The sequence below is a fragment of the Streptomyces sp. NPDC024632 genome (genome assembly GCF_055559175.1).
On the sequence record NZ_JBVHLD010000008.1, the window covers coordinates 95,124 to 116,391 of the forward strand.

General features: G+C 69.5%; 19 protein-coding genes and 1 tRNA gene. 5 read left to right on the forward strand and 15 right to left on the reverse strand.

Translation table 11 applies throughout. From position 1 onward, the window contains the following. Positions 1–7 precede the first annotated feature (7 nt). A complete protein-coding gene (locus tag ACZ37P_RS18195; protein ID WP_467347317.1) occupies positions 8–1,264 on the forward strand; it encodes a transcriptional regulator in 1,257 nt (418 codons plus the stop codon). Here ACZ37P_RS18195 and ACZ37P_RS18200 read toward each other — a convergent pair. Next, positions 1,245–1,907 carry an HAD family hydrolase gene (locus ACZ37P_RS18200; RefSeq protein ID WP_467347319.1) on the reverse strand — a complete coding sequence of 221 codons (663 nt, stop codon included), beginning with the start codon at positions 1,905–1,907 and terminating at the stop codon, positions 1,245–1,247. The two genes, ACZ37P_RS18195 and ACZ37P_RS18200, sit on opposite strands and share 20 nt — an antisense overlap. A 995-nt stretch (positions 1,908–2,902) precedes the next feature. Here ACZ37P_RS18200 and ACZ37P_RS18205 point away from each other — a divergent pair. From ACZ37P_RS18205 to ACZ37P_RS18220, 4 genes are all read left to right on the forward strand, one after another. Then, entirely contained in the window at positions 2,903–3,286 is a 384-nt protein-coding gene (locus ACZ37P_RS18205) for a hypothetical protein (protein WP_467347321.1), read from the forward strand. A 412-nt stretch (positions 3,287–3,698) separates the two neighbouring features. Then, positions 3,699–4,034, forward strand: coding sequence for a DUF6233 domain-containing protein (locus ACZ37P_RS18210; protein WP_467347323.1), 336 nt, complete (start codon positions 3,699–3,701; stop codon positions 4,032–4,034). A gap of 53 nt (positions 4,035–4,087) precedes the next feature. Beyond that, complete coding sequence (locus ACZ37P_RS18215) at positions 4,088–4,255, forward strand: hypothetical protein (RefSeq protein WP_467347324.1); 168 nt, start codon at positions 4,088–4,090, stop codon at positions 4,253–4,255. Positions 4,256–5,231: 976 nt separating this feature from the next. Beyond that, positions 5,232–5,528, forward strand: coding sequence for a hypothetical protein (locus ACZ37P_RS18220; protein ID WP_467347326.1), 297 nt, complete (start codon positions 5,232–5,234; stop codon positions 5,526–5,528). A 189-nt stretch (positions 5,529–5,717) separates the two neighbouring features. Here ACZ37P_RS18220 and ACZ37P_RS18225 read toward each other — a convergent pair whose 3' ends face one another. The 14 genes from ACZ37P_RS18225 to ACZ37P_RS18290 form a co-directional block, all read right to left on the reverse strand. Then, complete coding sequence (locus ACZ37P_RS18225; protein ID WP_467347328.1) at positions 5,718–7,409, reverse strand: TROVE domain-containing protein; 1,692 nt, start codon at positions 7,407–7,409, stop codon at positions 5,718–5,720. A 103-nt stretch (positions 7,410–7,512) separates the two neighbouring features. Next, positions 7,513–7,585 (reverse strand) — tRNA-OTHER (locus ACZ37P_RS18230). A gap of 207 nt (positions 7,586–7,792) precedes the next feature. Further along, complete coding sequence (locus tag ACZ37P_RS18235; protein ID WP_467347329.1) at positions 7,793–8,449, reverse strand: collagen-like protein; 657 nt, start codon at positions 8,447–8,449, stop codon at positions 7,793–7,795. Then, positions 8,446–8,739, reverse strand: coding sequence for a hypothetical protein (locus ACZ37P_RS18240; protein ID WP_467347331.1), 294 nt, complete (start codon positions 8,737–8,739; stop codon positions 8,446–8,448). Before ACZ37P_RS18240 ends, ACZ37P_RS18235 begins: the two co-directional genes overlap by 4 nt. A 17-nt stretch (positions 8,740–8,756) precedes the next feature. After that, on the reverse strand, positions 8,757–9,032 hold the full coding sequence (locus tag ACZ37P_RS18245) for a holin (protein ID WP_467347333.1): 276 nt from the start codon (positions 9,030–9,032) through the stop codon (positions 8,757–8,759). 2 nt (positions 9,033–9,034) lie between these two features. Beyond that, positions 9,035–9,967, reverse strand: coding sequence for a glycoside hydrolase family 25 protein (locus tag ACZ37P_RS18250; protein ID WP_467347335.1), 933 nt, complete (start codon positions 9,965–9,967; stop codon positions 9,035–9,037). A gap of 53 nt (positions 9,968–10,020) precedes the next feature. Continuing rightward, positions 10,021–11,763: a glycerophosphodiester phosphodiesterase gene (locus ACZ37P_RS18255; protein WP_467347337.1), complete on the reverse strand. Its 1,743-nt coding sequence runs from the start codon at positions 11,761–11,763 to the stop codon at positions 10,021–10,023. After that, positions 11,760–12,794, reverse strand: coding sequence for a hypothetical protein (locus tag ACZ37P_RS18260; RefSeq protein ID WP_467347338.1), 1,035 nt, complete (start codon positions 12,792–12,794; stop codon positions 11,760–11,762). Before ACZ37P_RS18260 ends, ACZ37P_RS18255 begins: the two co-directional genes overlap by 4 nt. A gap of 10 nt (positions 12,795–12,804) precedes the next feature. Further along, complete coding sequence (locus ACZ37P_RS18265) at positions 12,805–13,956, reverse strand: siphovirus ReqiPepy6 Gp37-like family protein (RefSeq protein WP_467347339.1); 1,152 nt, start codon at positions 13,954–13,956, stop codon at positions 12,805–12,807. Positions 13,957–13,974: 18 nt separating this feature from the next. Then, positions 13,975–14,877 (reverse strand): phage tail family protein, encoded by a 903-nt coding sequence (locus tag ACZ37P_RS18270; RefSeq protein WP_467347341.1) that lies wholly within the window; start codon positions 14,875–14,877, stop codon positions 13,975–13,977. Positions 14,878–14,955: 78 nt separating this feature from the next. Continuing rightward, positions 14,956–19,734, reverse strand: coding sequence for a hypothetical protein (locus tag ACZ37P_RS18275; protein ID WP_467347343.1), 4,779 nt, complete (start codon positions 19,732–19,734; stop codon positions 14,956–14,958). 19 nt (positions 19,735–19,753) lie between these two features. Then, positions 19,754–20,101 (reverse strand): hypothetical protein, encoded by a 348-nt coding sequence (locus ACZ37P_RS18280; protein WP_467347345.1) that lies wholly within the window; start codon positions 20,099–20,101, stop codon positions 19,754–19,756. Between the two features lie 53 nt (positions 20,102–20,154). Then, positions 20,155–20,523, reverse strand: a complete 369-nt coding sequence (locus tag ACZ37P_RS18285) for a hypothetical protein (RefSeq protein WP_467347347.1) — start codon at positions 20,521–20,523, stop codon at positions 20,155–20,157. Positions 20,524–20,627: 104 nt separating this feature from the next. Next, on the reverse strand, positions 20,628–21,212 hold the full coding sequence (locus ACZ37P_RS18290; protein WP_467347349.1) for a phage tail tube protein: 585 nt from the start codon (positions 21,210–21,212) through the stop codon (positions 20,628–20,630). Between the last annotated feature and the right edge of the window lie 56 nt (positions 21,213–21,268).

Consider the following 21,268-nt stretch of genomic DNA (forward strand, 5'->3'; position numbering starts at 1 on the left):
GGACTCGATGACCAACACGACTGGCAATCACCGGCTGAAGTCCGCCCGCGTCGCTGCGGGCTACACCTCCCAGCAGGCCCTGGCTGACGCCATGTCCGCGGCTGCGGAGAGCCTCGGCATTCGCGGGCTCGTCGTGAGTGACCGCCAGGTGCGCCGGTGGGAGTCCCAGGACCCGCCCTGGCCGCAGCCCGACGCCCAGCGGGCCCTGACCCACCTGCTCGGCCTGGGGCTGGAAGAGCTCGGCTTCACCCCGCCTTGGGGTTCGGATGCCCCGGACCGCCGCGCCACGTCGACGGCGTCCGTTGCGGTGTCCGGTCTCGGAGCGGTGCCCCGTATCGCGGCCGGAGCTCAACCCGCGAGCGTCGGCGCGGACTTCCTGGCGATCACGCGGGCGCACCGGCGCCTGTACTGGTCGGTCGCGCCAGACCAGCTCCTGACAACGGTGCTGGAACACGCCCGTCTCGGCCACGCGCTGCTCCCTCAGCTCGCTGGGGCACCGCGCGCGATCCTGGCCTCCGCCCTCGCCGAGTCCCACCTGCTCGCCGGACGCATACAGTTTTTCGACCAGCAGCAGCCGTCAGCTGCGGCCGACACGTGGGTACGCGCCCTTCAGGCCGCCGCCGAAGCGGACGACGCACTCCTCGGGGCAGCGATCCTCGCGCACAGCGCATTCATCCCAGGGTGGGCAGAAGACCGCGAGACCGCAGCCGAGCGCATGCGTGCGGCCCGCGCCTATGCCCGACGGGGCGACCCCCCGGCGCTCCTGCTGGCATGGCTGGACGCCGTCGAGGCCGAATGTGAAACGCGCTGCGGCAACACCCGTACCGCTCTCCACCTGATCGGCCACGCTGAAGACATCCTCGGCGATGGCGAAGGCGAGCTGCCGGAGTGGATGGACTGGTTCTCGCCCGTACGGCTCGCAGCGTTCAAGGGCAACACGCAGTTGAAGGCGCGGCATCTGCCGCAGGCCCGCAGCACGTTGCTGGGCGTCCTCGAACGGCTTCCCCTGACATCGGAGAAGCAGCGCTCGGTCGTACTCGGTGACCTCGCAGCCGTCGAAACTGCGGTCGGGAACGCTGAGGCGGCCTGCGACTACGCGGCTCAGGCCCTCGATCAGCTCGCGACCCACTGGTACGCGACAGGCATGGATCGCATCCATGAAGTACGCCGCGCGCTCGCGCCTTGGCAGCACGAACCCTGCGTGCGGGCCCTCGATGACCGGCTGTACGACTGGGGTACCACGGTCAGCGCTCTCCAGCGTTGAATTTGCCGATCTTCTCCGGCAGGTCGAGCAGCGAGTCGATCCGCATCATGGGAAGGGCGTCGGCGGCCGGGTCTCCGGCCTGAATGGTGCCCCAGGGACCGCGCCGGATCAGCGCGGTGGCGTACCCGGCTTCGACGGCGGGCCGGATGTCGTTGTCGAGGCGGTCGCCCACGTACAGGATTTCGGAGACCGGGAACGGCACCACCTCGGCGACGCGAGCGAAGAAGGCGGGGTCGGGCTTGGAGGCCCCCCAGTCGTCCGAGGTGCCGATCAGATCGACGTCGTCGGTGAACAGGCTGCGCAGGATCTGGCCGGCGCGGACGGTCTGGTTGCCTGCTATTCCCAGCCACAGCCCGTCGCCGCGAAGCGCGGCAAGGGCGGGGCGCACATCGGCGTACAGGTCGGACTCGTCGAACTGTTCCGGCTGCCCCGCGGCGGCCCGGGCCGCGCGTTGCTCGGTGAGGTCGAAGCCGGGCCGGAACTCCTGGAACACCTCGCGGTAGTCGCGCCCCTGGGCGATAACCGCGCCGAACATGGCGGCGAAGGTGTGCCGCGGAACGCTCAGCCAGTCGGCCCAGGTGCCGTACTCGCGCGTCTCGTCCACCAGGCACTCGCCGACATCGAACACCACCGCTCGGATCATGGGCCGATCCTATGACGTACACCGGCCGTCCCCGGGACGGCATCAGCACCGGAGTGCGGTCCGGCGACGTGCACGGCACGGGTGACCGTGCGCCGTGCGGGAGCGTGACCAACCGCCTCAGGTGCTCACCCGCACGCCCTTGGACCACTCAGATCAGCCAGGCACGGCGTGTATAGGCGAGCGCAGACCTCGCACGACGCCAGCGGGGGCGTTCAGCAGCTCCAGCCGCGCCCCAGGATCCTCAAAAGGCATATGCCACTCGCTCTGGCATATGCCAGAGTCACATTCCTATACTGGCGTTTTGGTTGCTTTCTTCGATGTGGGAAGCACAGGATCAAACCCGAAAGGAGCGAGAGCTGCCCCCGCCGCAAACGAAGACAGCTCCCGCCAGCCGGGCTACCGGCCGCTGAAGTGCTCGTGAAGCCAGACCACGATCTGGATTAAAGTCCACGCGCTACGTAAGCGGCCGGGACGCCGGGCCCTTCTCGGGCTCCGGTGCTTTGCCACCATGCTTCTCCCATCTCCGGACACCGCACGCGATGTGCGGCGGCAGGAGAAGCAGGGATCGCCAGGCCGATCAGCACACTACGCGGGCCGGAACCCGCTGTGGGGCGACTGTCGGAAAAGTCCCGATCGAAAGCGCACCTCACAGGACCCGTCGACATTAGGCACATCGACGTAAGGAAAGAACACGCCCGGCCACCTTTGCTACTGGCGCGGCACTGGTCAAGATCTTCTCCGCCGCGGTGAAGTACTCCCCTTTCCCGGCTGCCCCTGGGCGTTACAAGCCCACTCATACGGCAGCGGCACCGCCCACCAGGCACAGCCCGCGCGGCGGGACCGTCCCATCGCGGCCCAGAAGCCAGACCAGCCGACATCGCCAGCACTGGCACGGTGGGAGTCGCGCTGGGAGCGCGAGCGACCGGAACTCGATCGACCCGGTCTGGCCGGAAGTTGCGCCGAGAGAGGCCCTATCGGCCAATATGCTTGGTGTCATGCCCTGTCCGTCCTGTACCCCTGCTGCCGCGCGCCCTGACGCGGCTGAGCTGAACGCGCGGATCCGGCGGCTCAGCGAAGGCCGTACGGCCTGGACGGCGGAGGCCCGCGCCGAGCTGGCCCGGCTCCAGGCGGAGTGGCGGGCGGCGATGGAGCGGGAGCGGGCGGCGGACACCCCGGATGTGCCCGGGCGGCCCGCTTTCACCGCCCGGCCCAGGCGCGAGTGGACCGAAGAGGAGAACGCCCGGTACGCCGAGTTCCACGCCGCTGCGGTCGCCGCGTCCGAGGCCCGCCGGGATGCCATGGCCGCCGCCGGGATCGTCAGCACATTCGACACGGAGCGGGACATCCGCGCGAGCGCACGGGACGCTGGCGGCAAGTAGCCCCCGAGGCGGCTCTGCGTCCACCTGGCCCACCACCGATGGCACAGCCCACCGCCACGGCTGATGCTGCACTGGACACCCCTGCCACAGGAGGACTCCGTGATCATCAAGTCCCTGCACGACGCCGGCCTGCGCGCCGAGCACGCTTACACCGCCGGATTCATCTCCATCGGGCTCTCGATCCTGACGTGGCAGGGCTCCTAGTTCTTCGCGATCGGCCTGGCACTGCGCACCTACGAGAAGTAGCCCTATGGCCTTTGCCGCGCTGTAGGCGGAGGCCCCCAACAGGCAGTCAGCTCGAATGGCATGAGGGCAGCGTAGCCGGGGGGCCGGACAGCGGGAACGACGAAACCTCCGACCATGGGGGCTGGGGGCTTCGCCGGTCCCAAGCAGTCCGACTACTATCGAACGCATGCTCGATATACCTCTGCCGGACGATGCCGCCAGCCTGGAGGCGATCCACGCGTACCTCCAGCGCCACCTCACCCTCGTCGGCCGCGCCCTCCAAGGGGCGCGCGCCCGAGAACGCGAACGGGAACGGGGCACGCCGCCGACGCATTCCTGGCGGCTCCAGCCCACCGACCGGTACGGCGACGCGATCCTCCACCAGGCAGACTGCGTCGACGCCGCCCGCCAGCCCCTCCTCGACCGGCAGCAGGCCATGCTCACCCTGGACGATCGGACCGGGGCGATTGCGGTGTGCGCCCGGTGCAGGCCCGACCTCGAACTGACCCGGCCCCTGCGGTGAGGGGTTGCGCCGCGTAGCTGCGCTGTCACGTCCCCTCGTGTCACCCTGGGACCATGACAGGCCAACCCGAGCCCCTGCCGTGTTCCGCCTGCAGCGGCACGGGCCTGACGGAGAAGACCGAGCACACCGTCGAGACCCAGCCGGATGGCACGCAGAAGCCGGTGACCCGGTCGTGGACCGGGTCGTGCAGCACATGTCATGGCAGCGGCAAGGTCGGCTGAAGGAGGACGCGATGCGATCCGTATACGTGTGCATGGCGTGCGCAGTCCGCTACCTGCCCCCCGAGTCGATGCAGTACCCGGCGTCCGGTGTGACTGCCAGTACGGTTCACTGCGCGAACCCGAGGTGCGCCGCCGTCGTCGCCGAGGTGCCGGTGCCGCCCGCGCTGCTGGCGATGATCATAAGGAAGGCCGACGAGGCGCGCACCGCCGCCGAAGCCGGGCGGACAGGCCGGGCGCGGCGGGCAGCTCGCGGCCGACGTGCGGCCTCCGCTCCGAGCGCAGCCCGAAGCCGCCTCCGCTGACCGTCGAGCGGGCACACGCCGACGGCCCGCTCGACGGTCAGAGCCTGGACGCCAGCGGATGACCCGCCGCCCGACCCTGGCCGCTCCAGAGAAGGTCCTGCTCATCGACCGCACCGACGTGGCCCCTGCGGTCGGGCAGCCACACCTGCGCATAACGGGATGCGGGCACGCCGCGGCTGCTGGTGACGACGCTGACGCGGCGTCCCCTCAGCACCCCATGACCTGCTCCGAGACCGTCCCACGCCGTCGAGGCCACGCGCAGTCGTAGCGCGGCCGTCGGCCATGGCCCCGCGGACAGCAGAGTGCCGCCGCCGCGGCGGGCGCGGGCAGCGATACGCTGGGCGAGCTGGTCCGGCACCGGACCGACGTCACCAACCAGGACGACACTCGCAGAGTCCAAGAGCAGCGCGAGGACCTGCGGCCACGCGTCCCCTGGATCATCGACGAACAATCCGGCGGAGACATCCAGGCCCAGGCCCGCACCCTGGTCGCCAGCGGCCGGGCGGAGGCGTGCACGGAATGTGCGGGCCCCGTCTTGGATGAGCCCGCCTAGGACGGCGTCGCTCGCCCGTGAACTACGCCCTGGCCGCGCTATCGCGCGCCCTTTCCGCGCGCCCCCGCAGTATCGGTACCGTCCCCGGCTGAGTGACGCGCACGAACACCGAGGAGAACCTGTGGACGACCTGCCCGGCCGCATCCAGTCCATCATCAGCGCCGAGCGGCAGCGTCCTCGGCGCGTCTCGCCCTACGTCCGGCACGTCGTGGAGTTCCTCTTCAGTTTCGAGTCCGGGGGCAGCATCTCGGTCGCGCGCTTCGCCGCAAATGGTCCCATCTCGGCACCCGCGGTAGGCCAGGAGATCAGCCTCCACGGCACCATTGTCAGGGTCATGGACGTCACCACGGTCTATCAGGCCGATGACGATGGCACACCTGTCGTCCATGCGGCCCTGGAGGTGGAACTCGTCGAGTGACCGTTCCACCGCCACGGGCGGTCCGGCGGGTGCAGCGCAGATCGGCCGACGTGGTGATGCCGGGCCCGCGCGGTGGGGCCCGACACCACTTCGCGCAACGGGCGCGACCGTGCTGGAAGCGTCTCACCTGGGTACGACACGGAAGGGCCCCGCCACCCGAAGGTGACGGGGCCCAACTCCAGCTCCTACTTAGTTCTCCCAGGGCCAGCGGGCATCTCGTCCTGCCTCCAGCAGCGGAATCATGCCGAACGCCGCGTCCGTCAGCCCGCCGAAGGTGTGCCGGTTGGCACCCCCGGACGGTGTCGCCCCGCCCTTGTAGCCAGCCATGTTCCACATATAGACCGGCACGCTCTTCGGCACCAGGGCGTCGATCTCCGTCTCCTGCATGCCGCCGTAGGCGCCGCCGTTCGACGGGAACCAGCCGGGCCGGGTCTGCTCGTCCGTCACGACGACGACCCGGTCGTGGCCGCGGAAGTGGGCCTTCACCGCCGACGGGATGTCCGTGCCGTCGATCCGGCCGAACGACTCGATCAGCCGTAGGACGCTGCCGCCCTTGGGAACCCGCATCACCTTGTTGGCGATGCCGAATTCGACCAGTGTCGGGTCAGCAGCGCGTACCGCCAGGGCGGCGCCGAAGACCGCGGCCTGCTCGGCCAGGGTGATATCCGAGCTGTTCGGCGTGGAGAAGCCGAAGCCGGGGAACATCGACGGCGAGCGGTCGACCAGGATCAGCGTGCGGCCGGGCAGCGCGGGCACGTTGGCGAGCGAGAGGTTCAGCGCCTTGTCCAGCGCGTGGCCCCACCGCAGCGACTCCGTGTGCTTGTACGCCGCCCAGAACCGGAACGGGAGCATGCGCGAGCCCGCCACCTGCTCCGGGTCTGAGATGCGGGCCGCCACCTGCTCGGCGACTTCGTCAGGCACCCCCGCCTGGTCGAAGTTCCGCAGATTCCGGACCAGCGCGAAAATCCCCATCGACGGGATCACTGCCTCCCAGGCGGCGGCGTCCATCGGCCCCTGGAGCCACCCGGCGAGTGCCTCCCACGTCATGCCCGCGTGGGTGAGGAACTCTGCCGCGTCCGGGCGCTTGAGCAGGTCGCGCCGCTTGTCCATCGGCCACTTCGCGATCTGCGCGCGGGTGTCGATCAGCCTGAGCGAGTCCGGGATTTCCTCGTCACGGCCGTGGCGGCGGTCGATCGCGTGCTTGAACAGATCACCCTGCCACACGGCCTTCGGCGCCGGGTGCACCAGCTCGATGACGTCGCCGAACCGGAAGCCCTTGGAGTCGGTGTCGTACTTCAGCAGGTTCCGCTCGTTGTAGAGGGCGCCGAGGGCATCCTCGATACCGCGCTTGACCGGCTTGGGGATTCGGCGCCCGTAGCGTGAGGTCCAGTACGCGAGCAGCTCGCCCGGTTCGTCGGCGCGCTTCAGGACGGAGGCGATGACGCGGCGGTTTGCCGCGACCGAGTAGGTCAGGCTGTCGCCCGACCATACGGTCGCTTCGGCGTCGGCGCCCTGCTCATGGATGCGCCGCTCGCGCGACTGGGCCGCGTCCAGGCGGGCCTTGACGTACTCGGCCGCGCCGACGATCGCCGCGGTGCGCATGTGGCCGTCGCTCCGCAGCCATGACAGCATCTGCGCCGTCCACTCGGGGTCCTCGACGGCGAGCTGGTGGATGAGCTGGGTGTACCGGTCGTCGCGGTCGCCGCCCTTCTCGTAGAAGGTGTCGGTGCCCACGAGGTTGGAGACGGCCAGCAGGAAGAGTTCGGACCGGGCGTCACGCAGGTAGCCAGCGCCGCCCTCTGCGTTGACGGTGCGCTCCCCCGTTGACTGCACGGGCGAGCTGGCGGACGGCTTGGCCGCCCGAGTGTTGAACCTGGACATAGAAAAGCCCCTCACGTGGGAGGGGAAGCTCAGCAGTGGGGTGCCCGAGATCAGAATCGGTGCGGGTGACAAGGTGCTCTGCCGATTGAGCTACCGGAACCGAAGTGCCGACCGGGACTCGAACCCGGAACCGCCCCATTAACAGTGGAAGTAACCCGCGCCTGCGCACCGGGCACCCCCGATGCTGTGCCTCCCGAGATCAAGGACGGCCTGCGGCACATTTCGTTGCAAGAAGTAGCCGCGGGCCTGCGCACCGGGAGGTGCATGAAGTTGTGGTGAAAGCATACCGCGGGCAGCCCGCAACGCCCGTGGTTTACGCGGGAGGTGGGCACACGAAATCGCCCCGCCGCCCGGAGGCGGCGGGGCATCAATGCGAGGTTCGGTTAGTTGCGGCGGCGTTCGATGACGGCTGGCTGGCCGGTGGTAGGAGACGGTGTCGGCGAAGGCGCTCCGTTCTGCCGGCACACCTGGGCGTACGGGTCGTCGACAGCGGGTTGGAGGGAGTAGCCAGTCGGGCACGTCTGGCCGTCGCGGCCGGGCTGGCCGGGCTCGCCTTTGTCCCCCTTCTGCCCCTGGGGGCCGGCAGGACCGGCCGCGCCCGGCGCGCCCGTCGGCCCTGCGGCGCCGGGCGGGCCGGGCGCCCCGGTGACGCTCGCGCCCTCGGAGCCGTCCGCACCGTTTTTGCCCGGTGTGCCGGCACTACCGGCCTTTCCGGGCGGCCCGCTGGGACCCGGAGGACCGGCGGGCCCGGTCGCCCCCGGGGCTCCGGCCTGGCCGGGCTGCCCGGCAGTGCCCGGGGCGCCGCGCGAGCCGGGCGGTCCCGCGACCGGGCTCGCGCCGAGCTGCTGCACCTGGGCAGCCAGCTGGTCCCTCGCGTTGTTGGCGTTGTGGAGGTCGTGGCTCAGGCCCTGGACGCTGAGGATGACCCAGGCGAGGAATCCGCCGACGGCGAGTGCCAGGAGGACGGTTGCCCAGTCACCGCGGCGGCGTCGCCGGTCGTCCGTGCGGGCGTCGTTCCCGGGCAGCGCGGGGCCCGTCATCCGTGGCCTCCCATCGTGGTGAGGAGGAGCGGCAGGAATACGGCGACGAGGGGAACAACAACGGCGCCGATCAGCCATCGCCGCGTCGTTGACAATCGTGCGGCGTCCTGAACGCGGAGCGTCTCGATGGTCTTCACGCGCGCCACCAGGGCGTCGTACTGGATCTGGTAAACGTCTGCGGCGACTTTGCCGTCGATGCGCCGCCCGAGGGCGGCGATATCGTCGCGGACGTCGGTGATCCGGTCGTCCAGCCGACGGCCCAGTTCGCCCAACGTCGGGTCATCAGGCACCTACCGCCCCTGTCGGGTCAGGCGCTGGGCGCGTCGTTCGGAATGGTCGGCGGCAGCGGGGCGGCCGGGGTCGTACGCGGGGTGTGCCGGGCCTGATAGCCCGCCAGGAACGTGGCCACCGGAGGGATCACCACCAGGATGAGGGCCTGTGCCCACGCCGGGGTGCCGCCGAGCATCGAGCTGTCGCTCTCCACGTCGTTGAGAACGGCGGCAGCGATTCCCACGGCGGCCGACGATGCCGTCGACCAGGCGACCTTGGCCTCGATGGCCCACTTCGTCGAGGTGCGCGTCATGGTCAGGACTCCTTCTGGGCTGTGGAGCCGTCGACGTGGACATCGACGTGCACGACGGACTCGGACAGGGCGCTGAGCGCGCCGGCCTTCGCGGCGGCCTGCACCTGCTGGACCGTGAGCGGGCCGCCCTTCGCGAGGAGCGCGACCGTGGCGGTGAGCGCCCCGACCTGGGCGGCGATCTGCTGGAGGTAGCCGTAGGCGTCCGGGAGCTGGGGGTTCTTCTTGGCCTGGGCGGCGTTCCTGTAGGACCAGATGGTCTTGCTGTCGTCGGTGGTGAGTGCCATGTCGGCCTCCTCCGGTTCGTTGGCCGCCCACGTGCGCAGGTCGGCCGGGGAGAGATAGGCAAGGTTTCGGTCCAGCGGGGTGCTGGTGAACTGCCAGAACAGCGGGTGCAGTCCGGACGGCGACGGCCGCGCGCGCTTCTCCGCGTCGGCGTACGACATGGCGCCCGCCGGATACGCCGGGTACCACAGGAAGGCCGAATTCGAGGGCAGGTGGCCGGCGGCGATGTCGGAGGCGGAGGTGTAGATCCCGACGCGCTCCCCGGGGAAGGCCCTCTTCACGGCATCGATCCACGCGTACGCGTAGGCGCGGATCTGGGCGGCGCTGCGGCCTGCGTAGTTGGCGCCGTCGGTGCGGCGTTCGAGGTCGAGGATGTGCACGAACCCCTGGCCCGCGTACGCCCGTACTGCGGCCACGTAGTTGGCGGCCTCCGTGGCCGCGTCCTGGCTGGGCCACCCGTAGTGGTAGGCGCCGGGCACGAGACCGGCGTCGATGATGCCGCCGATGTGCACGCCGAAGCGCTCGTCGTGGGAATGCTGCCCCTCACTGGCCTTGGCGAAGGCGAAGGTGATGCCGCTCCCGGCCAGGGACTTCCAGTCCTGCTTGCCCTGGTACGACGAGACATCCAGGCCATGGGAGATATTGGTGACCACAGAGCCCTCCCGGACATGAGAAAGCCCCGGCCAACGGGCTCGGGGCAGGCGGTTCAGGCGACGCTGATCGCCTTGAACGTCGGCTTGTTGGTGAGGCTGGTGATCGACCCGTTGCCGATGTGCAAGTACCGGCCGCGGTAGGTCGAGTTGGTGACGGTCAGCGTCCAGCCCGCGCCGTCGGTCCGCTTGAAGACGATCTGCGTCGACGTGACGACGATCTGGAAGGTCATAAAGGTGCCCGCCACGGGCGCCGCGGTCGACATGGTTCCGAGCTGCGTACCGGTGGTAGAGCCGGCAACATGCGAATACAACTGGATAGTGCCGTCGCCGCGGACCAGCGCGTGATACCCGCCCGGTGAGGCCAGGGCGCCGTAACCGTTGTTGTTGTTTGCGAACTGCCACGGATCGTCCTTGACCCTGCAAAACGCCACGTCGGCATGCAACGTCGAGGCGGGCACGGTGTCGAACTTCATAGAGAAGTTAATCGTGTGGGCAGTGGCATTCGGGACGCGGTGCCCGCCCATCATGACCGCGCAGTTCGGCACCACCGGTACGTAGGCACCCCCTGCACCGTCGTACTTCAGGGCGTACGTGGGGTCGTACCTGGCGATTCCCAGTGTGCCCGGCTGGGAAATCTGCGCCGCGAACAGGTCATTCGTCAGCGCGGGACTGTTGTTGAGGTAGAGCCACTGCGCCTCCATGAAGCCGCTGACGCCCAGCCCGGTCAGCCGTTCGATGTCGATCCGTCGGTGGACGTCCCAGCACATCACGGGTTTGCCGCGTGCCGCAATTGCGGCGATGCGGGCATCTGACATGGCGATCGGCACGCCCCACATGTCGACCTTGCTGTCCACGGCGTTCATATCCACGTCAACCGTGTCGGCGTTGACATAGCCCCAGATGAAAAATCCGTTCGTACGCGCCCAGGAAAAGCTCGTGGACTGGAAAAAATTCTTCCAGATCACGGAGCGCTGACAGCCCGGATACCGAGACAGCAGCAGATTTTGCAATGGGACGATCGCGTCATTGCTTTTCGCTTCCAGAAAAATTACGCAGCGCCCGTACAGTGCATTCAGCGCCTCTTCCAGCGTGGGAATATCCTGGTTTCCCCATCCGGCACCGAGCAGTGACTGCTGAGTGACTTTCACTTTTTCCCGGAGCGCCCCGAACGTCCAGGCGGACAGCGGCCCGGTGTGGTCTGTCGTCCGGTCCAGGGTCAGATCGTGCATGCACACCAGCACACCGTCGGCGGTGAGCTGCACGCTGATCTCGATGGCCTTCGCGCCTGCGGCGAGGGCCGACCTGTAGCTGCGGAGGGTGTGTTCCGGGAACTCGCCGCCGGAGCCGCGGTGGGCGCCGACGAACGGGACGCTGGCCAGGTAGTCGGTGATGTTGGGGTTGTAGACGTCGGGCAGGTCCTGAAGGCGCGTGCCGTGCGGGTTGACCGCGGCGGCGTGCCCTGCCGTGGAGGTCTGGAGGGTGCTGATGTCCGTGCCCAGGTCGAGCGCGACCATCTGGCTGCGGGATCCGCCACCGCCGTCGGCCCACAGGGCGCGGACCCCGTCCGGACCGGAGAACCGGGGGATGGTGCCGAGCGGCAGCGACCCGGTGCCGTTCGCCGTGGTGACGGTGGTGATGGCCATGCCGGAGGCGTCCAGGAGGTCGGTGAGCTGTGTGCCGCCGGTCGGGTTGTCCCAGAAGGTGAGACCGACGCCGCCAGCGAGGACAGCGGAATTTCCGGCTCCGACGCTGAAGGTCCAGTCGCTGGGGCCCTGGCCGAATACGTGCCTGGTCATGCGGGCTCCACCTCCAGAGTGCCGTCGCGCAGGCTCGTGATGTCGCCTGACGGGCTGGCGGCACTGGACAGGTAGTACGGAGTGATCGCGACGGCCGCCCCGGGGGTCAGGCCGGTGCAGAGCGTGCGGCGGCTCCCGACCGCCCGCCCGCTGCGGGCGCTGATGCCGCGCGGTCCCAGAATCGTGTCGTTGATCGTGCTGGCCAGGCCGCCGCCGCTGGCGCCCCAGCTCAGCCAGATCACGGAGGACGCTGTCAGCCGGTTCTCGATGAATCCGCCGACGGTGATGTGGACCCGGCCGGACGGCGGCACCGTGAAGGTCAGTACGGGCCAGTAGTCCACGACGAAGCGGTGCCATGCACCGTCTCCGCCGATGCCGCTGGGCCCGGACGTCCCCTGGTAGGTCGTCGTCTGGGCTGTTTGCGCGGGCGTGAGGCCGGAGATCGGCTCCCAAAAGCTGCCGTTGTAGATGTATTTCACGCCGGCCTGCCACAAGGACATCCCCGAGACCGGGTTGGGCGGCCTGGTCGTGGTCGTTGAGCCGGGGGCCGCCGCTCCGTCGGGGCGGGAGTACCAGGCCCGCGGCGTGATTTTGTCAGCCGCGATGACCGTCACGCCGTTGCCGACCGTGACCTCCGCCACCGGCATCTCGTAGACACCCGTGTCGCCGATGTCCAGTTGGAGCGCCGGCGCACCGCTGCCGGGCGTGCCGGGTTTGACGTATGCGGTCACGTTCCAGGTAGAGCGGTCGAGCCCGAGAACAACGAGGTCGACGCGGGTGCTTCCGGACGTGTTGGCACCGATGGGGAGGGTCAGTGTGCTGCCGCCAGAGCTCCAGCCGTGGCCGCGGACCTGGGCGATACGGTTCGCCCGTAGGAAGATTTGCCGACCGGAGCCGTCGGCGTACGCCAAGGCGCTGTCGGCGATGCTGCCGACGAGGCCGTCAACGTACTGAGCGGCGACCAGCCGCTCGTAGGCCAGGTCATCGATGACGCGGGAGGTGTCCGGAGACGGCCAACTCGATTGCGCCACGGCGCATCACTCACCTTCGGGTCTCGATGCGTCCGACCCGACGCGCGAGCGCGCGGATCTGCTGGACGGTGCGTGTGTCGGTGGTCTGGTCGCCCTTGCCGATCACGGAGGTGACCAGCTCCCCGCTGTCGGGCGTCGCCTCGAGGCGGATCGTGTAGACGAGGTCGGCGACCTCGAAGCCGGGGGCGAGGACGACGGTCACCTTGTCGCCGAGGAAGAAGTCCCGGCCGGCCTTCAGGTCTTCGGTGTCGACCGTGACGGTGGACAGCGAGGCCTGCGGGTTGTCGTTGCCGAGTTCGAGGTTCCCGGCCTGCGTCAGCTCACCGTTGTCGTCGGTCGTGCCGGACTGGTCGACGAACTTCTCGACGCGGTACCAGTCGGTGGCCGCGCCCGAGGTGATCTCGACGTACTCGCGGGCCGCTTCGTCGCCGCCCATGACCAGCTCAGACGTGGCGGTGGGCGCGGCGAGGGTGAAGTTGAAGGACCGTATGTTGCCGAGATCGCGGCTGAATCGGGCGGTGCCGGTGCGGTCGGCTGGGGCGTAGACGGCGAACTTGATCTGGTCGCCGTCCTGGTAGGTGCGAAAGCCGAGGCCGTCGCCGCTGGCCGCTGTCCGGCAGGAGTCCAGGAGCGGTTCGAAGCGGCTGCTGATCGAGATGTTGCTGCCGACGCCCGCAAGCGAATCGAGGACGAGCTGTTCGATCCGGCGGCCCGCGAGCGCCCCGGGCCCGCAGTTGAGGTTCACCAGCGTCCGGATGACCACTTCGGCATTGACCGTTGTGAGCTGGTACACCGCGTCCGTCGCGGTGGCCTGCGAGGTCAGGGCAACGGACGGGTCGGGGTAGGTGAGATATCCGGCGACGCGGGCGAGGTCGTCGGAGAACGCGACGGCGATCTTCCCTGGGTCCTGCTCGCTGTCGACGGACCATTCGAACTGCTGCGGCTGCTCCATGGGCCCAGCGGTCCAGATGGCGCCGTCGCGGATGACGACCAGACGGTTGCCGGGCTGGAGCAGTTCGGCGTACTGCGGCCTGGCGGGAAGGGCGACCGACCCGGAACCGGGGGTGCAGAAGTTGATGTCGCAGCTGAGGTCGGTCCAGCCGTCCAGAGGATCACCGAGGACGTTGAGGTTCCGGTCGGTGACGAGCAGGTCGATCGCCACCGGCCACCCCCGATCCGGTCACGCCGTCTCGTACCGGGCCTCGAAACTCACATCGACGGCGGACCCGGTCCCGGATCCCGCCAGGGTGAACGTCACAGCGTTGGGCCCCGGGTTAAGGCCCCACAGCTGCGCCGCGGGCCAGTTCAGGGCGGGCGTCCATACGTCGCCGTTCTGGTAGCGGACTTGCATGGGGTTGGTGCGGACCGTGACCTTCTCGCCGGCCAGGAGGTTGCCGTGGCCGGCGTCCGACGGGGTGAGCGTGAACGACTCCCCGGTGTCGTTGTTGGTGCAGGTGACCGCCGACGCCGGGCCGGTGATCGTCCAGACCGGCCAGCCCAACGTGTCCCCCGGGTTGGTGAGCGTCGTCGCCCCCAGGACCTGACTCGATGACACCTGCGGGTACGGGTCGAGGAAGCTCGCTCCGGTCCCGGACTCGCGATGCTCGGTGACCGGCACCGGGTCCGTCCAGTACGGGTCCTCGCAGAACCAGGTGATCACCGCACTGTCGATGACCCGCCCGTACCCCTGCTGGGCCTGCCCCTCCCAGCCCTCCTGGTAGTACACCGGGATGCGGCGCCGGGTGCCGTCCGGGCGGGCGATCTCCAGGATTCCGGGGCCGTAGCGGGAGGTGTCGGTCAGGGCCCGTGCCAGCCGCCGCCACCGGCCCAGGAACTCCATGTGGGTGCTGCCGTAGACGAGCAGCGGCCACACGACCGTCCTTGGCTGCGGCTGGATGTGCCGCACCCTGGCCCCGCCTCGCGGATACGGATCGGTCGCGAGCGCGATCGGCGCCGCACCGAGACCGGAGACACCGTCTGCGAGGGTGAACCAGCCGCGGGACGGCCCGTTGTCGGTGAGCGGCCACGGCAACCCTGATGGGTCGTAGTAGGTGGCCGACGCCAGGCCGATATCCGGCAGCACCACCGGAGGTGGCGGGGGCGGAGGAGGAGGCGGGGGTGGGGGCGGTGGTGCGATGACCGGTTTGGCGAGGATGGGCATTTAGTACGGCCTCCCCACCCGTTGCCGGGCCTCCTGCTGACGCTGGAGCGTCTGGAGGTCGGCCATCCTGAAGTCCGCCGTCCGGGGCTTGATCTCGTAGTGGTAGGTGTTGCCGCCTCCCCCGGCTGCTGCCGCACCGTGCAGGTCAGCGAACTGCTGTGGGGTGAGGACCGCTTCGGGTTTGGTCAGGCCGTTGAAGCCGAGCTGGCCGGGCATGAGCCAGCCGCCGCTGTCGTAACCGGCGGGCGGCATGGAGGCGTTGGCCTGCTGAACGTTGGTGATGTTGCCGTACCTGCTGACGATGTAGCGCACCGCCGCGGCGACGTTGCCGACGGGGTCGAGGATGCCGCGGCTTTTCAGCGACGCCGGGACGTAGTGCGCCCAGGTGCCGGGGATGGTCTGCGCGAGGCCCTGACTGGGCTGCCCCGCGCGGGCGTTGGAGTCCCACAGGTTGATGGCGCTCGCGTTCCAGCTCGACTCCCGGCTGATGAGGGTGTTCATCCCGGCGAGCCACTGCGCCATCGTGCCGGGCGGTGGGACGTGCGCCGCGGCCAAGGCCTGGCTGATGATCTGCGCATGCTGCCCCGTCGGGATCTTCCCGCCGCCCCCGCCGCTGCCGAGACCGACCAGGCCGAGGACCTTGTCCTTGAGGTCGCCGAGCGCCTTCAGCGGCAGCCGCTCGACCAGCTTCGCCCACTGCGACGTGCCGATCTTCGCGATGAGGTCCTTCACGGGACCGATGAGCCTGTCGAAGACCTTGCCGGGGTGGGCGATCAGGTCGATGCCGGTCTTGGCCCAGTCGACGCCCTTGTCGACGGCGCCTTTGACCTTGCCCGCGGCGTTCTTCACGCCGCCGGTGACGGTGTCGATGATGCCGCCGCCGAAGAACCCGGGCATGCCCAGCGCACGCTGAACACCGGCGACGCCGCCGGAGCGGGCCGCGGCGTTCATGGTGTCGACGTAGTTGCTGCCGAGCGCCCGGGTCCACTCAGGGCGCATGACGGCTTCGCCGCCGCCGACCGCGATCAGGTGGGTGTCACGGCCGGGGGTGTAGCCCGGCCGGACTCCCTCGGTCTCGGTGACGCCGCCGCGCGCGAACCCCTTGATCTTGACGGGCTTCAGCTTCGGGCCGTCGACGATGTCGGCGATCCTGTTCCAGATCCCGATGATGCCCTTGTTGTAGACGGTGTCGACGAGAAATTTGACCGGCGCCTTGGCCAGGTCCGAGACCAGTGACCACTGGGAGGCGATGAGGTCCTTCGCGGCGACGAAGGAGTCCCCGACGGCCCGGATTCCTGTCCGGATTCCGTCGAACGCGGGCCGTAGCGCCTTCTCGTAGAGCCATTTGCCGAGTTCGCCGATGCCCTGGAAGACCGGTTTGAGGGCCGACTTCCACAGCCAGGCCGCGGAGTCAGCCAGCGCCCGGAAGATCGTCATGACCGCCGAGAAGTAGAGCTTCACGCCGGTCCACCACAGCTTGGCCAGACCCCCGAGTGCTTTGAAGACGGGGTCCATGACCTGGTGCCACAGCCACAGCGAGACCGCGGCGACCATTCGGACGATCGTGATGACAGCGGTGAAGTAGATCTTCATGCCGGCCCACCAGACCCCGGCGATCACCACGAGGATCTTGAAGATCGGTGCGAGGACTGCCTGCCACAGCCAGGTCGCGATCATGGCCACGAACCGGAATGCGGCGACGATCCCGTCGGTGGCGGGCTTGATTCCGTACCTCCACAGCCACAGCGCACCGGCCACGACTGCGGCGAACGTGGGCCGGAGCACGACGTTCCACATGACCAGGGCGCCGACCTGGATGCCGCGCCAGGTCGCCTGGACCCCGGCCCGGAACCAGGCGAAGTGGTTGTAGGCGTAGATGATCGAGATGACGAGCAGGGCGATGGCCGCGACGATGATCGTGACGACGGCGACGATCGGGTTCGCCTCGAAAGCGGCGTTCGACGCGAGAGTCGCGGCTGTCCAGCCCTCGGTGACCAGCGTGCTGAGGATCGTGATGGCCCGCCAGACGAGGGTCGCGCCCGCCGCGGATGCCGTCGCCAGCGTCACCAGCTTCAGAGCGACGAAAAGCCCGTACAGGAGCTGGATCGCACCGGGCGTGGTGGTCGCGATGGTGCTGATGACCGTGGCGATGCCGCCGAGCGCCGCGAGGACCGGGCCCGACAGCGGGGCAGCGGCCTTCGACGCGTTGAGGAAGGCGCGGCCGATGTCCCCGAGGGCGTCGGCGAGTTTCGGTGCCTCCTGAGCGGAGTAGCTGAGGAAGTTCTCGAAGTCGGGGCTGCCCTTGAGGTTCTTTCCCCAGTTCGCGTACCTGCTGGTGATGCGGTTCATCCGGGTGTCGATGCCGTCCAGGTGCGACAGGAAGGCGTCGACGAGCCCGGCCGTGCCGACGAAAATGTCGGCGAGGGTCCTGCCGACGCCGACGAGCGCCGGTCCGACGGACTCCGCGAAGTCCTTCTTGAAGCTCAGCCACCACGGGGACTTGAAGCCGCGGCTGACGTCGTCCTGGAGCGTGCTGATCCCGCGGGCGGCCCCGAGGACGATGGGCGTCAGACCGGGCAGGCTCGCCTTCGCCCCGTCGATACCGCGGGTGAAGATCGGCATGATGTCCGGCTGGAGATCGGCCGACCACGCCTTGAAGGCGTCCCTCAGCGACACGAACGCGTTGAACGTGGCCCGTGCGCTCGGGGTGAGCTGCGCGAGCGCCTCCCGGTACTTCGCCGCCGCGGTCGCCGAGGAGTCCACCCCTGCGGCCGCCGACAGCGAAGCGGACTGGATCTGCCGCTGCGCGGACGCGATCGAGTCCGCGGCCGACGCCTGGGCGTCCGCGACGCCCTTCTCTGAGTCGGCGACCTTCGCCTGGGCGTCCGCGATGGCGCGGGCGTTCGCGACCTGCGTGCGCGCCTGGTCCGCCTGCGCGTCCTTGAGCGCCTGCGTCTGGTCGGCGACCTTCTGCTGTGATTGGGCGACCTGGTTCTGCGCGTTCCGGACAGTCGACGATCCCTCGACTCCGGCCTTGTTCGCCGCCGCCGTCTGGTCCTGAAGCCGCTTCGTCTGGATCTGCTGCTCGGCGAGCTGCTGCACCGCCTGGTCGTACGCGAGCTGATCGGCCGCGAGCTGGTCCGCAGTGACCTTGGTGCCCTTGGCCTTGTCGGCGTCGAGCTGCTTCTGCGCCGACGTGACGTTCAGGACGGCCTGCCGCTGCGACAGCTGCGCGTCGACCAACTGGTTGTTCAGGTCGACCAGCTGCTCCGCGGCGGTCTTCCGCGCGGCGGTCAGGTCGAGCTGTGCCTGCTTGGCGTCTTTCTGGGCCTGGGCGAGCTGCTTCTCCGCGCTCGCGACAGCGCGGGCCGCCTGCTCCTGCCGCAGCGCGGCCTGCGCTGTCGCATCACCCACAGCCCGTTTGGCTTGGACAACCTGCTGCTGCGCGGCCGCGATCTGCTTCGCGGCGGTGCGCTCAGCACTGGCCAGGGCCTGCTGCGCGCCCGCCTGCTGGAGCGCCTTCGACGCCGCCTGCGCGGCGGTCTGCCCGCCCTTCGCCGTCGAAGCGGTCGCCGCGTCCTGGGCGGCCTTCTGCGCGGCCAAGGCGCCCTTGATGCTGGTCAGCGCGGGGATCGCCGCGGCCGCGAAAACACCCGCCCCGACACCGGCGGCTGTGAACGCGGAGACCACGCCGCCCACACCGGCGGCAAGGATGGGAATGGCGGGGATCGCGGCCAGGGCGCCGATGGCGATGGCAAGCTGAAGGACCGCCGACAACGCCTCGCTGTTGGAGACGTGCAAGTTGATCTTCTTGCCGTCCAGAGCGTCGGACATCGCCGCAACCTGGGCGAGCTGAGCCTCGGCCCTGGCCGCGTCGACACGGACCGCGATGTCCGCGGACGTGGCCGACAGCCTGCCGAGCCGCGCCCTGATCTCGTCGATCCGCGCCGACGCCGCCGCGGCGTCGATATCGATGCCGACGCGCTGGTCCCGCAGCGACGTCAACTGCGCCCTCAGCGACGACAGTTCAGTCTGCGCCGGGGTGGTGTCGGCACCGACGTTGATGTTCGGCAGCGATGCCTGCGCAGCCTGCACCGCGGCACGCATCCGCGCTCCGAACGACCCGTCGGTCTCCAGCCGTACGACACCGCGCTGCGCAGAGACCCGTGCGATTTCCTCGCGGATCTGTTCCAGGGCGGTGCGGGCCGCCGCGGTGTCGGCGCGGACGGCGACGTTGGGGTGCGCTGCGCCGAGACGCTGGAGACGCTCGGAGATGTCCGCGACCTCGGCGTCGGCCGCGGCGACGTCGACGTCAACGCCGATCCGCTTGCCCGACAGGGTCTCCATCCGGGCCCGCAGCCGAGCCAGTTCGGCATCGACGCCGGTGTCCGCGAGGCTGATGTCGAGCTTGGGCATGGCCCGGAACGCCTCGACGAGCTTGGCCCGCAGAGTGCGGGCGAAGGCGCCGCCGGTCTCCTCGCCCTGCCTGCTCGCGGCGCCCTTGGCCTTCTGGCCGCCAAGGGTGACACCGCTCCTCATGGCGTCGGCGAGCGCGTCCCTGACGCGGTTGGCGATCTGCTCGCCGATCTGGGTACCGATCGACAGGCCGATGTCGCCGACCTTGGACTGCATGGCCGGGCCGAAGGCCCGCCCCGCGGCGTCACCCGCGTCCTTACCGGCCCTGGTACCGGCGTCGACCAGGGCCGTCTTGAGGCGGCTGTAGATCCCCCGGGTGTTGGGGACGATGTCGACCTCGACGGATCCGACACTGATCGCCACGGGGCACCCCCTCGCAGCGCTACACGGCGCCCCCGTTGATCAGCCTGAACAGCCGCTCGGCTTTCGCTTCCGACAGCTGCTTCACGGCCCGCGATGTCACGCCCGGCCGGGGAAGCGGCTCGGGAGGGTCCGGCGGCTTCGCCTTGGGGTCCAAGTTCGCGCGGACCAGGACGTACTGGATCCAGCCGAGCCGGTCGTAGATCGCGGCGGCCAGCTGCTCGGCCTGCGACCATCGCCCGGCGTCCGGCGCTCCGCGTTCCGCCTGCGCGGCCAGTTCACTGGCCGACATGGCCCCGCGGATCGCCGTCATCGTCCTCGACTCCGGCGGCAGCCCCTGGATGATCACCCGCAGGCGGCGCCACGTCATGAGGCCGCGGTGAATGTCCAGGACGTCGAACCCCCGGTCGAGGAGGTCGGCTTCTACCGCCTCCGCGTGCTCCTGGAGGACCCGTGCGGTCCACTGGATTTCCCCAGCGGCTCTCCACCTGCCTCGGCGGCCTTCTGCGCGAAGTGCCCGATGGCCTCGGTGTCCGGATCGAGGTCCACGTAGATCTGGTAGTCGTCCTCGAAGACGACGAGCTCCATGAAAGCGTCGAAGTCACCCCGGTTCAGGGCGCGCATCGCCGAAGCCCGCCACCGGGTGGCGGGCAGGGCGCGGACGTCCTTGGTGACGCCGTCGAATCCGGCGAGCGGAACCGGGTAGTACCCGGCGTCCGGTGCGGCGTCCTGCTCGGCCTCGAGTTCCTGCGCCAACGCGGCGTCGTCGAGGGCTTCCTTCGTGGTGGGCATGCGCGCGGGCCTTCCTCTGTCGTGGCGCGGGCTGTGGGGTGAGTTGCAGGTGGCGGACCGGGCCCGCGCCAGGGTCGGCCCGCCACCCGTCTGTGGGGCGGGGCTCAGGACCCGGTGTACTCGGGGGTCTCCGGCACGCGGTCGGCGTGGTAGACGGTGTTGCCCGCCTCGTCGGGATAGGCGGTGATCGTCCACTCGAAGCCCGCCATGGTGTCCTGCTTGTGCGTCACGTCGGAGCGGTCGGAGATCTCCGCCTCGGGGCAGTAGAAGCCGCGCAGCAGCTCGCCGTCCTCGACGATGAACCAGTACGCGCGGCGGTCCGGCTGCGGGCTCGCGGTCTCCGCGAAGGTCGTCAGACCGGCCGTCGGGGCAAGGCTCGCCACTGGAATGCGGTACTGCAAGGACTGCACGGTGGTGCGGCCGGTCTCCCAGGCCACGACCTTGAACGTCCGAAGGGACTTGGTGATCGTCGTCCTGATCGGGCTGGTGTAACCCCAGGGCGTGTACTGCTGGCTGTCCTCGTCGAAGCCCTGGACCAGTCCGTCGTCACTGATTCCGCCGATCGGCTTCCACAGGGCGCCGGGCTGGATTGCGGGGTCGCCGGGCGACGGGGTGCCTAGGTCCGCGACCCAGCCTCCGCCATTCGCCCCGACCTCCATGAGGTCGGCGGCGCGGGTGATGTTGACCATGAAGGGTCTCCCAACTGCGAAACCCCGCGGCGGCGGGGCATATAAGGGGGTGGACG

Coding starts and splice junctions, on each gene's coding strand:
- ACZ37P_RS18195 (WP_467347317.1), top strand. CDS start 8: ATGACCAACACGACTGGCAATCACCGGCTGAAGTCCGCCCGCGTCGCT.
- ACZ37P_RS18255 (WP_467347337.1), bottom strand. CDS start 11,763: ATGACCAGGCACGTATTCGGCCAGGGCCCCAGCGACTGGACCTTCAGC.
- ACZ37P_RS18205 (WP_467347321.1), top strand. CDS start 2,903: ATGCCCTGTCCGTCCTGTACCCCTGCTGCCGCGCGCCCTGACGCGGCT.
- ACZ37P_RS18290 (WP_467347349.1), bottom strand. CDS start 21,212: ATGGTCAACATCACCCGCGCCGCCGACCTCATGGAGGTCGGGGCGAAT.
- ACZ37P_RS18215 (WP_467347324.1), top strand. CDS start 4,088: ATGACAGGCCAACCCGAGCCCCTGCCGTGTTCCGCCTGCAGCGGCACG.
- ACZ37P_RS18280 (WP_467347345.1), bottom strand. CDS start 20,101: ATGACGTGGCGCCGCCTGCGGGTGATCATCCAGGGGCTGCCGCCGGAG.
- ACZ37P_RS18245 (WP_467347333.1), bottom strand. CDS start 9,032: ATGACGCGCACCTCGACGAAGTGGGCCATCGAGGCCAAGGTCGCCTGG.
- ACZ37P_RS18200 (WP_467347319.1), bottom strand. CDS start 1,907: ATGATCCGAGCGGTGGTGTTCGATGTCGGCGAGTGCCTGGTGGACGAG.
- ACZ37P_RS18210 (WP_467347323.1), top strand. CDS start 3,699: ATGCTCGATATACCTCTGCCGGACGATGCCGCCAGCCTGGAGGCGATC.
- ACZ37P_RS18225 (WP_467347328.1), bottom strand. CDS start 7,409: ATGTCCAGGTTCAACACTCGGGCGGCCAAGCCGTCCGCCAGCTCGCCC.
- ACZ37P_RS18235 (WP_467347329.1), bottom strand. CDS start 8,449: ATGACGGGCCCCGCGCTGCCCGGGAACGACGCCCGCACGGACGACCGG.
- ACZ37P_RS18285 (WP_467347347.1), bottom strand. CDS start 20,523: ATGCCCACCACGAAGGAAGCCCTCGACGACGCCGCGTTGGCGCAGGAA.